The organism is Flavobacterium sp., assembly GCF_043780635.1.
Lineage (GTDB): Bacteria > Bacteroidota > Bacteroidia > Flavobacteriales > Flavobacteriaceae > Flavobacterium.
The window spans coordinates 1-10464 of the sequence record NZ_JAYWCK010000025.1; the positions used below are offsets into that span (position 1 = coordinate 1).

Genomic DNA, 10464 nt, shown 5'->3' on the forward strand with positions numbered 1-10464 from the left:
AAAGTGCTTGTAACAGGATTTTAAAATCCTGTTACAAGTACTTTTTTATTGTCTGAAAACAACGCTAATCAAAATAAGCAATGTTTTTCAGTGCCCTCCCAAAATAGGAACTCTCTTTATGCTAAATTGAATATATAATTACAACATTTAATTAATTGTGTTTATCATTAATTCTGAATTATTCAGTTTTGACTTTTTTAGATTTCCAGATGAAGGTTTTTGGCAAATTATCACCCATTAAATACCCCCAAGGTTCAGCAGATTCTATTCTGTCGAAAACTATTTTTAGAATGGCTAATATTGGAATAGCCAAAAACATTCCCGCAATTCCTCCAATTTGACTACCAATGATGATTCCTATTATTGATACAAAAGCATTTATTTGAACTTTTGTGTTTATAATTAAAGGTACAAGGATATTATTATCAATTATTTGTACAACAATATTTACTATGATTACTCCTAAAATCAGGGATAATTCTGGAGTGCCAGTTAAGGAAGATAAAATGGTCAAAACCCCAGCAACCAGAATCCCGACATAAGGTATAAGATTTAATATTCCTGTAATAATACCTAATAAAATAGCGTATTTAACACCTATAAAATAAAGGCCAATACACGTTAATGCTGAGACTGCTATCATTTCAAAAATCAAACCCGAAATATAACTTTGAACAGATCCTTTTATATGAGACAGTATTTCCTGCAACTTGACGTGATATTCTTTTTTGAATAATTTTGCAAGAAACAATATAAAATGGTTTCTATATAAAAGAATCAGGAAAGTATAAATAGGTATCAAAGTCAAATCCAAAATAGTATCAGTTATAGATAGTATAGTTGTCCCAATGGTTTCTTTTCCTTTTTTGAAAGAATCTTGAGTTACATCATCAATATATTTTCTTTGTTCCCACAAACTAACGTGAAAATTTGCCCTGATATATCGCTGAATATCAACTATAAAAAGATTAATATTTTTTCTAATTTCGGCAAAATCATCAGCTATATCACTAATTTCATAAGAGATGAAAGCGAGAATTCCTAAAATTAGGGATACAAAAATAATTACGGCTATTGTTGATGACAAAACATTTGGAAATCTTAATTTCGAATTTAAAAAATGGACAATTGGCAATAATAACACGGCAATCAAAAAAGCCATTAAAATAGGAATCAAGATACTTTTCCCCATACAGAGAATGTAGGTAATACCAATCAAACTTATAACCATAAATGCAAGTCTGATATAAAAGGGGAATTTGATCGTGTTGTACATATCATTTTGGTTTCAAATTAACACTAAAATCTCTTGAAATTATCAAATGATTAATCTGCAAATATCACAATTCTTTAGGCAGTAATCGTTACACTATTTTTTATATTTTTTATATAATTGCCACATTCACAGATTATAATTTAGGCAAAATGATTTGAAATTTTGATTTTTATAAAGCAAAACACAACAAAATATTTAGGACAAACTACTCAAATATTCATAAACTTTATCTGTGGGCATTCCCATAACATTTGCATAAGAACCTTCAATTTTTGAAACCCCAACAAAACCAATCCATTCCTGAATTCCGTATGCTCCTGCTTTGTCGAAAGGTTTGTAATTTTCTATATAATAGCGAATGGCTTCATCGCTCAATTCATTGAAAGTTACTTTGGTCACTTCATACATTACAGTTGATTCTATATTGGTTTTAAAACAAACCGAAGTAATAACTTCGTGAGTCGCATTTGACAATGATTTCAGAATGTCAAAAGCATCTTGGGCGTCTTTTGGTTTACCCAATGCTTTGTTATTGTGCCATACAATGGTATCGCTGGTAATCAGGATTTCATTGGAATTTAATTCTCCTTCAAAAGCACTGGCTTTCAATTTCGCTAGATAGTTTGTAATTTCTTCCGCTTTTAGTTCAGGCGGGTAAATTTCTTCGATTTCTTTCAACCTGATTTCGAAATCCAAGTCTAAATCCTTGAAAAATTGCTGGCGTCTTGGCGAACCCGAAGCCAAAATCAACTTGTATTTTTGTAATTTATTTTTAAGCATTGTATTTTATGTTTAAACTAATGACCACAATCGAAAGTATTCCAAAAAACAGGATCCATTTTAGAACAGTGCTCAAATGATGAAAATCTTTTTGATTATTAGCAGACCAAATATTAATAGTAAAATATAATAATGGAGCCAATATAAAAACTAATCCGAATATTGTTCCAAAGAATAAATTTGCCGAAAACAAGTTCGAATTGATGTAATTCAGGATTAATATCACGGGAATAAAACTCAATCCAAAAACAAGTTTTGATGTTTTTTTAGTTCCAAAAGCAATGGGTAACGTACTCATTCCTTGGTTAGAATCTCCTTCAACATCTTGCAAGTCTTTAATAATTTCCCGAATAAAATTAATGATGAAAGCAAAAATGGCGTAATCTAAAAGTATACCAAAAAGCAATCCCATAACAGATCTGTTTTCGTCATTTGTCATAGGATATAAATCGAAAATTCCAATAATAATAACACTAAACGAGAGTAACATAGCCACAATAATATTGCCAATAAGCAAACTTTGTTTTAAGCTCGTGGCATAAAAATAAAGCGTTGCTGCAATGATTATGAATATTGATGCAAAACTGGGTTTGTCGATTACATTCGACAAATAAAAACCAATTGCAACTCCAATTACAGTAAAACCAATATACAGATTATAAGCCTTGGTTTCAGAAATAAACTTGCCAACAATCACGTTTTCAGGCTTGTTTTCCGCATCGGTTTCTACGTCAAAAATATTATTGATAATATAACCACCTGCGGCAATACAAACAGTTGCCAAAACCAATAATCCATATTTCCAATCAGCTAATGCCAAAGGAATATTTTGCAATTCCAGAAAGCCATACCTGAAAATAAGCTGCATTAATGCTAGCATCAACAGGTTTTGGTAGCGTATTAGTTTTAGGTAGTTCATTTTTTTAGTGATTGCTCCTTTTTAAGTAAATATCGAATTACGGTTTCTGCGGCATATAAGCCAAATAATCCCGGCATATAACTATTGGTTCCGTAAAAAGATTTCTTGAAGTTTGAACCATCGGTCATTTTCAAACTGCTTTGATCTTGAATTTCTGACGATGAAACCACTTTTAGCTTATCAATTTTTTCGACTTTTAATCGCTTACGGATGGTTTTTGCCAGCATACAATTGGTCGCTTTAGTAATACAAGAAACGTGAACTTTCGAAGCTTCCATCTTCCCTCCTGCTCCCATACTGCTGATTATTTTCACTCTTTTGCGCTTGGCAGCGATAATCAAATTCAGTTTTGGTGTAATGCTGTCAATACAATCCAAAACATAATCATATTCATCGGAAACTATTTCGAAAGCGCGTTCTGGGGATAGAAATTCCTTAATTCTGGTGAGTTTTAATTCCGGATTGATATCCATCAATCGGTCGCCAACAATAGTTACTTTGGGTTCTCCTACTGTCGAATGCAAAGCAGGTAATTGTCGGTTAATATTAGTAATGTCAACAATATCGCCATCAACAATCGTCATTTTTCCAACTCCGGCTCTTGCCAAAAATTCTGCAGCAAAAGATCCAACGCCTCCCAATCCCACGACCAAAACATTTGCGTTTCTTAATTTATTTAATCCTTCTGCTTTAAATAAGAGCTCCGCTCTTTCTGTCCATTCTGCCATTGTGTTTTTGGTTTATCGTTTTTTGTTTAGAGTTTATGAAATGTTACGCAAGTGCACTTTTAATGTCATTAAGTAAAGAATAGATTTCTTTAATTTTGTCATTTCGACGCAGGAGAAATCTCATTAGTTGCTCTCGTTATGTGATTTCTCCCGATGGTCGAAATGACAAAAACACCTTTTTAAAGTTTCTATTTATAATTTTTTGCAATTCGTTTAATTCTAATTCTTTATATTTTGCTGCCAAGGTATAAACTTCTCGAATTCCTTCCTCAATCGTATCTGTTTCCAGGAAAAATCTATCGTTAGGAATATTTTTAAAAACCGATTCCAATTCCGGATTCAATAATAAATATTTTCCAAATGAAATATAAAATCCAGCTTCTATTAATTGTTTGGCAACTTGTTCGTTTTTTGAAAATCCGTGGATCAGCATTGGAACCGTGATTTTCAATCTTTTCTTGATTTCGATCACTTCCTGAAAAGCCGCAACGCAATGAATCACGACTGGTTTTTGGTGTTTTTCGGCCAATATTAACTGTTTTTCGAAAACGGTTTGTTGCAAATCTAACGGCGTTTCTATTCGTTTATCTAATCCACATTCGCCAAGCGCAAGGCAGTTTTTTTCCTGCAACTTACTTTCTATTACTTCTAAATCCTTTTCTAGTTGGTTTTCGTCAATATACCAAGGATGAATTCCGATGGTATAAAACGGAACTGCCGCATCAAATTCCTGAGGATATTGATTGACCAATTCAACCACATCCGGTTGATTCGTGAATTTGTGTGTATGTAAATTGAAGAATTGCATTAGTCGTGAAATTTCTTAACTCCAGCTTTTATTTCAATATTCAAGTCGTTTTCTAAAGGCACTTTTGGGCAAGAATATTTATGACTGTATGCACAATAAGGATTGTATGAAGTATTGAAATCAATGGCGATTGTGTCTCCTTTTGGCGTTTTCATATCAATATATTTTCCTCCGATGTAGCTTTCATTGCCACAAGTCAAATCTGAAAATGGCAAAAATAAATAGTCTTTATATTCCTCTTTTTTGGATAATTCTATGTTTTTGTAAATGTTTAATTTGAATGATTTTCCATCGATAGAAAAAGAGACTTCCCCATATTTTACATACATCGGCCTTTTGTCGGTGGAGGTTTTCATCTCGAAAGGTTTTTCGTTCTCAGTTCTGACAAATTTAGCTACCACAAAGAATTTTTCGTTTATGGGATAGAAATCCAAGGTTTTAAAAACTGCTAAATCTTCGGTTGTTAAAGGACTTGTCTTTGCATCGGCATATTCAATATTTAAATCTTTTTGGAATTTTTCGACTGCGGCAACATCAAATTTTTCCTGCGCAAAACCAAAAGTGAATACCGTTAAAAAAACCAAGCTTAGAATAGTTCTCATTTTATAAATTTTAAGCAAAAATAGTTTAAAAGTTAGAAAGGCACAAAGTTTATATTTTGGAAAGAATGATTTATGTTTGGCGAATCCTAGCCCAGATAAAAGTGGAAATCCTTTTATTTTTTTTCTTTAAAAAAATAAAAGATTGAAACGAATAGCTGGAAGAAGCTCCTGAAAATCTTTGTAGATTTGTAAACTAGAAATTTCTATATGCTTAGATCAGGACTCCGTAGTTACATCAATAATTTTAAAGGCTTTAGGCGAGAAGTTTGGATTCTGGCAATCATAACTTTTATCAATAGAGCAGGCACGATGGTTTTGCCATTTTTGTCCAAATACCTAAAAGAAAATTTGCATTTTACTTATGGTCAAGTGGGATGGATTATGGTAGCCTTTGGTTTAGGATCAATGTTAGGCTCTTGGCTTGGAGGTAAATTATCAGATAAAATTGGCTTTTATAAGATTATGATTTTCAGTCTTTTTACTAGTGGCATACTATTTTTTCTCCTGCAATATATTACAAGTTTTTGGGGATTATGTTTCGGGATGTTTACTATAATGGCGATTGCAGATATGTTCAGACCGGCAATGTTTGTTTCCTTGAGTATGTATGCCAAGCCTGAAAATAGAGTTCGAGCACTGTCTTTAGTTCGTTTGTCTGTAAATCTTGGTTTTGCAGCCGGACCTACATTAGGTGGATTGATTATTCTTGGTATGGGTTACCAAGGTCTGTTTTGGATTGATGGCAGCACTTGTATCATTGCTATTTTAATTTTTGCATTTAGTGTTAAAGAGAAAAAGAAAATTCCGCTTGAAATTGGTGAATTACCTGCAAAAATAAACCGAAAATCGATATACAAAGACAAACCTTTTTGGTTACTATTGTTCACCATTTTTATCGTCGCTATGGTCTTTTTTCAAGTATTCACAACAATTCCTTTGTATCATCATGAAAAATTTGGTTTATCAGAATTTCATACCGGAATGCTTCTTTCCTTAAACGGACTTTTAGTTTTCTTATTAGAAATGCCCATTGTGAGTATTATTGAAAGGAAAAAAATCAATAAAATTAAAATCATCTCTTACGGTGCTTTATGCGTTGCATTAGGATATTATATTTTACTGATTGATTCTTGGGTCTTTATTTTGGTCATCAGCATTGTATTACTCTCCCTTGGAGAAATCTTTACTTTCCCTTTTTCTAATGCTGTGGCGTTGAACCGAGCACCAAAAGGTCAAGAAGGGCAATACATGGGTTTATTTACGATGAGTTTTAGCTTAGCTCATATTGCGTGTTCTAAAACTGGACTAGATATCATCGCGCATTTTGGGTATCAAACCAACTGGATTGTGATGGGAAGTTTAGGAATGTTAGCCTTATTTTGTTCGGTTTGGCTGAATAGAATGCTATTATCAGAAAATAGAATTCCAGCATAAATTTCATTTATTTTATTCAAAACTTAAAATTTAGTTAAATAACTATAAAAATAGTTAATCAACTAAAAATATAGTTGTATATTTGTTCTCAAGATGACAAAAAAAATACAATTATGCAAAAACTAACCAACAAAGAAGAGGAAATTATGCAAATTTTATGGAAGCTAAAAAAAGCTTTTGTAAAAGAAGTAATGGCAGAAATAACTGAAGAACATCCTCATTACAATACCCTTTCGACTATAATTAGAAATTTGGAAGAAAAGGGATTTGTGTCGCACAATGCTTTTGGTAACACTCATCAATACTTCCCAATCGTAAAAATGGAAGACTATAGAAAACGGTTTATGAACACGGCGATTGATACTTATTTTGATAGTTCCTATAAAAATATGGTTTCCTTTTTTGCCAAAGAAGAAAAAATATCAGCCGAAGAATTACGAGAGATTTTAACTATGATCGAAAAAAAGTAATAGTATGGAAACTCTATTCATTTACGGCATTAAATCTAGTAGTCTCATAGGAATTTTTTATTTGGCTTACTATATTTTGTTGCGAAAAGAGACTTTTTTCAACAGCAATCGTTGGTTTTTATTGGCGGGATTAATCAGCTCGGTTATATTACCATTGGTTGTTTTTACAAAAATAATTTGGGTAAATCCAAGCCCAACAACCTTTGACTGGTCGAAAATTCCAGCGACAACTCCTATTGAAAATGATGCGTTTGAAATCAACTGGTATATCATTTTTGGAATTGTTTATTCATTTGGAATTCTGGTGTTCTTGATGAAATTTGCTTTTGATTTTTATAGTTTATCCAAGATTCTGAAAGGCAAAACCATTCAGCAACAGGCCGATTATAAATTTATCAATGTAGCAGAAAATGTTTCTCCTTTTTCCTATTTCAATTATATTGTTTATAATTCAACCTTATACAGCGACACGGAATTAGAAAACATTTTAGAACACGAAAAAGTGCATAGCACACAAAATCACACATTAGATGTTTTAATTTCGAGGTTATTTTGTGTTGTTTTTTGGTTCAATCCGTTGATGTGGTTGTACAAAAATGCCATCGCTCAAAATCTGGAATTTATCGCCGATAGCGAAGCTTCAAAAAAAATATTAGACAAAAAAGCCTACCAATTCACGCTTTTAAAAATAACAACGCAGGAAAATTGTGTTGCCATTACCAATCATTTTTATCAATCATTAATCAAAAAACGAATCGTTATGTTAAACAAAAATCAATCAAACAAAAGGAATTATTGGAAGTATGCATTAATATTTCCGTTATTGGGAGCATTTATCTTTTTCTTTCAGGTGAAAGTAATTGCGCAGGAGAGAGAATCCGAATCTACAGCGGTTGAACATTCAAAACCAGTTGAAAACTCAGTGGATATATACAAAATAAACAAAAACACCACAGATGCAGAATTAAAAGAAAAAACTAATGCTTTAAAGGAAAAATACGATGTTACACTTTCTTTTTCAGAAGTAAAAAGAAATTCGGAGAACGAATTGATTGCCATTAAAGTAGATTTAAACAAAGGCAAAGAAATTTCAAAAAAAATGGTAACCAAAGGAACCGAGGCAATAAAATCATTTGGCATTATAGTTTCAAAGAATGAAAATGGATTATTAACTGTTGATTTTGCTACAGATGACACTGTGTTAAACAAAAAAAATGTCTTAATTTCTCCTAATGCACCTTTATCTGCGGATAAAGAAATTTTTATTAACGGTTCAAAATCGAGTCAGGAAGAGTTAGATAAGCTAGATCCAAATGAAATTGAAAGTATGGATGTAATTAAAAAATCCGACAAAGGAACCATTCGAATTGTCACTAAAAATTTCTCTAAAACGCTAAATGAGAATGACATTTATATTGATGACGAAAAAGCAGATAAAAACGAACTTTTGCTTTTAGATCAAAACACCATTACTAAAATGGATGTCAATAAAAATGAAAAAACAATTAGAATCACAACCAAAATAATCAATCAATCAGCGGATAATATTGATATTCCAACTCCACCGACGCCACCAACACCACCTTCATTTACATTAAAATCCCCAAAACCACCTGTATTTCCAAAGACTCCAAAAGCTCCAAAAGGCGACCCAATTACTGGAGACAAAAAAGCTTGGAAAGAATATGAAAGTAAAATGGAAGATTTCAATAAAAAAATGGAAGCTATGGAACCAGAAATGAAGGCTTTTGACAAAAAAATGGAAGAATTTGACAAACAAATGGAACCCTTTAATGCTGCAATGGAGGATTTTGATAAAAAAATGAAAATCTACGAGCAACAAATGGAAGAATATCATTCCAAGATGAACGCAAAAAAAGGGAAGTAATATTTCCTTAAACTCAAGAAAGACGGTTCTAATCAATACCGTCTTTTTTTATATCTTTGAAAAAAAAATCATCTATGTTTAAAATATTAGCCAAAATCAACAGACTTTTCCTTCCTAGTTTTACTAAAAACGGTTTGGATATTAGCAAAGCCAAGAAATGGCAAATGGCAATCATTGGCTATCGCTATTATGTAACTACAAGAGCGTTAGATTTATGAATGTAGGTTTTTGATGCATATTTGTAATTTGAGAAATATTTCACTATAATTTCACATTTAGGTTTGCAAGATTGGCAAAATTACCTATATTTGCACCCACAAAATAGGCCTTGTGGCGCAACTGAATAGCGCACTTGATTACGGCTCAAGAGGTTACTGGTTTGAATCCAGTCAAGGTCACGAATAAAAACAAAAAGTCTAAAAATAATCAAGTTTACTTGAAATTATTTTTGGACTTTTCCTTTTTTCAAAGCGGAGCTTTGTTGGATGTTGCGGAGCAAAATCCAGTTAAGAGAAAGCTTTCAATTTCCACTACGGAACTTTATCTGGAAAGACGGAGTCAATCTGTCAAGGTCACGAATAAAAAGAAAAAACCTAAAAATAATCAAATTTACTTGAAATTATTTTTGGACTTTTCCTTTTTCAAGGCAGAGCTTTATTGGATGTTGCTCAAAGACTTATATTTATAAAACTATTTAACGCTTATAAGTCAAAACTTTATAAACCCCTGGCGTAGTAATCACTTTTTTTGTTTCTGGTGAATAAGTATTCGGGTTTCCTTGTTTTTTTTCTTCATTGGTAAGTTCTACCGAAGACTTAAATGTACGTCCAAAAACTCTTACTACTGCATTGTGCCATGTTTCATCGCCATTCATCAATCGAGTTGGAATCCATTGTTCTTTTTCATAACGACCTTCCCACACTTGTCCGATATGACCAATCTCTCCTTTTTTGGCTGATTCAAAAAAGATTTTTAAATTCATTCCAATAACCGTAAATTCTTCCTCTGTGGTTTGAATAATTATTCCAAAACAAGGCTCGTCTGGTTTTTCGTAAATCACTTTTAATTTGTAATCTGCAAGTGTCAATTCAGCAGATTGTTCGTTTCCTTCTTTTAAAACTGCTTTCATTTTTCCAGTACTTTGATACTTTAGAATTAATTGTTGTGTTTCATTTAACACCGCACATGATTTTTTTAAAAAGAAATCATCTGATGCATCTTCTATGCCAAACGGCGAAAAACAAATAGCATCATGTTCTCCATAAGCATAATAAGCTCTTCCTGCTTCTGCCTTAGACTCCGGAATAAACAAAGGATTATCTGCTCTGTGATACATAGAAATGATTTCCTTGAAATTTGACAAATAGATATCCGGTGATTGAATATCAATATCTGGAGCTGCCGCTTTCCAAATATCCATCACTCTAGAAACTGGACCTCCGTTAGGATAAACTCCTGGCAAATCTTCTGGTTTTTGAACAATCCAAGCATTCACCATCATAGGTAAATTATATTGGTCTCTACCGGACTTTGCAACAAAATTGATATAAGTTGCATAT

11 protein-coding genes and 1 tRNA gene are annotated in these 10464 nt (G+C 32.4%); 5 read left to right on the forward strand and 7 right to left on the reverse strand.

From position 1 onward, the window contains the following. Positions 1-178 precede the first annotated feature (178 nt). The 6 genes from ACH2BV_RS02010 to ACH2BV_RS02035 all read right to left on the reverse strand — a co-directional run bounded on the left by ACH2BV_RS02010 (position 179) and on the right by ACH2BV_RS02035 (position 5113). Entirely contained in the window at positions 179-1276 is a 1098-nt protein-coding gene (locus ACH2BV_RS02010; RefSeq protein ID WP_395048921.1) for an AI-2E family transporter, read from the reverse strand. Positions 1277-1471: 195 nt separating this feature from the next. Further along, a complete protein-coding gene (locus tag ACH2BV_RS02015; RefSeq protein ID WP_395048922.1) occupies positions 1472-2056 on the reverse strand; it encodes a Maf-like protein in 585 nt (194 codons plus the stop codon). Next, positions 2049-2975 (reverse strand): geranylgeranylglycerol-phosphate geranylgeranyltransferase, encoded by a 927-nt coding sequence (locus tag ACH2BV_RS02020; protein ID WP_395048924.1) that lies wholly within the window; start codon positions 2973-2975, stop codon positions 2049-2051. The genes ACH2BV_RS02015 and ACH2BV_RS02020 overlap by 8 nt, the downstream gene beginning before the upstream one ends. Next, positions 2972-3703: a ThiF family adenylyltransferase gene (locus tag ACH2BV_RS02025; RefSeq protein WP_395048926.1), complete on the reverse strand. Its 732-nt coding sequence runs from the start codon at positions 3701-3703 to the stop codon at positions 2972-2974. The genes ACH2BV_RS02020 and ACH2BV_RS02025 overlap by 4 nt, the downstream gene beginning before the upstream one ends. 136 nt (positions 3704-3839) lie before the next feature. Then, positions 3840-4511, reverse strand: coding sequence for a TatD family hydrolase (locus ACH2BV_RS02030; protein WP_395048927.1), 672 nt, complete (start codon positions 4509-4511; stop codon positions 3840-3842). Beyond that, positions 4511-5113, reverse strand: coding sequence for a DUF1684 domain-containing protein (locus tag ACH2BV_RS02035; protein WP_395048928.1), 603 nt, complete (start codon positions 5111-5113; stop codon positions 4511-4513). Before ACH2BV_RS02035 ends, ACH2BV_RS02030 begins: the two co-directional genes overlap by 1 nt. Positions 5114-5320: 207 nt before the next feature. On the opposite strand from ACH2BV_RS02035, the gene ACH2BV_RS02040 reads away from it, so the two are divergent. From ACH2BV_RS02040 to ACH2BV_RS02060, 5 genes are all read left to right on the forward strand, one after another. Continuing rightward, the gene (locus tag ACH2BV_RS02040) at positions 5321-6547 is read left to right on the forward strand and encodes an MDR family MFS transporter (RefSeq protein WP_395048930.1); all 1227 of its coding nucleotides are present in this window, start codon (positions 5321-5323) and stop codon (positions 6545-6547) included. Between the two features lie 113 nt (positions 6548-6660). Further along, on the forward strand, positions 6661-7017 hold the full coding sequence (locus ACH2BV_RS02045) for a BlaI/MecI/CopY family transcriptional regulator (RefSeq protein WP_395048932.1): 357 nt from the start codon (positions 6661-6663) through the stop codon (positions 7015-7017). Between the two features lie 4 nt (positions 7018-7021). Continuing rightward, on the forward strand, positions 7022-8905 hold the full coding sequence (locus tag ACH2BV_RS02050; protein ID WP_395048934.1) for a M56 family metallopeptidase: 1884 nt from the start codon (positions 7022-7024) through the stop codon (positions 8903-8905). Positions 8906-8979: 74 nt separating this feature from the next. Next, positions 8980-9123, forward strand: a complete 144-nt coding sequence (locus ACH2BV_RS02055) for an SsrA-binding protein (protein WP_395048935.1) — start codon at positions 8980-8982, stop codon at positions 9121-9123. A gap of 106 nt (positions 9124-9229) precedes the next feature. Further along, positions 9230-9303: transfer RNA gene (locus tag ACH2BV_RS02060), tRNA-Arg, on the forward strand. A gap of 296 nt (positions 9304-9599) precedes the next feature. Here the strand turns inward: ACH2BV_RS02060 and ACH2BV_RS02065 are convergent. Then, positions 9600-10464: DUF5597 domain-containing protein (locus ACH2BV_RS02065; protein ID WP_395048936.1), on the reverse strand; the 865-nt coding region annotated here is incomplete at its 5' end.

What these genes read in the sequence shown, in the direction of transcription:
- ACH2BV_RS02010 (WP_395048921.1), bottom strand. Translation starts at nt 1,276, where the DNA reads ATGTACAACACGATCAAATTCCCCTTTTATATCAGACTTGCATTTATG.
- ACH2BV_RS02015 (WP_395048922.1), bottom strand. Translation starts at nt 2,056, where the DNA reads ATGCTTAAAAATAAATTACAAAAATACAAGTTGATTTTGGCTTCGGGT.
- ACH2BV_RS02020 (WP_395048924.1), bottom strand. Translation starts at nt 2,975, where the DNA reads ATGAACTACCTAAAACTAATACGCTACCAAAACCTGTTGATGCTAGCA.
- ACH2BV_RS02025 (WP_395048926.1), bottom strand. Translation starts at nt 3,703, where the DNA reads ATGGCAGAATGGACAGAAAGAGCGGAGCTCTTATTTAAAGCAGAAGGA.
- ACH2BV_RS02030 (WP_395048927.1), bottom strand. Translation starts at nt 4,511, where the DNA reads ATGCAATTCTTCAATTTACATACACACAAATTCACGAATCAACCGGAT.
- ACH2BV_RS02035 (WP_395048928.1), bottom strand. Translation starts at nt 5,113, where the DNA reads ATGAGAACTATTCTAAGCTTGGTTTTTTTAACGGTATTCACTTTTGGT.
- ACH2BV_RS02040 (WP_395048930.1), top strand. Translation starts at nt 5,321, where the DNA reads ATGCTTAGATCAGGACTCCGTAGTTACATCAATAATTTTAAAGGCTTT.
- ACH2BV_RS02045 (WP_395048932.1), top strand. Translation starts at nt 6,661, where the DNA reads ATGCAAAAACTAACCAACAAAGAAGAGGAAATTATGCAAATTTTATGG.
- ACH2BV_RS02050 (WP_395048934.1), top strand. Translation starts at nt 7,022, where the DNA reads ATGGAAACTCTATTCATTTACGGCATTAAATCTAGTAGTCTCATAGGA.
- ACH2BV_RS02055 (WP_395048935.1), top strand. Translation starts at nt 8,980, where the DNA reads ATGTTTAAAATATTAGCCAAAATCAACAGACTTTTCCTTCCTAGTTTT.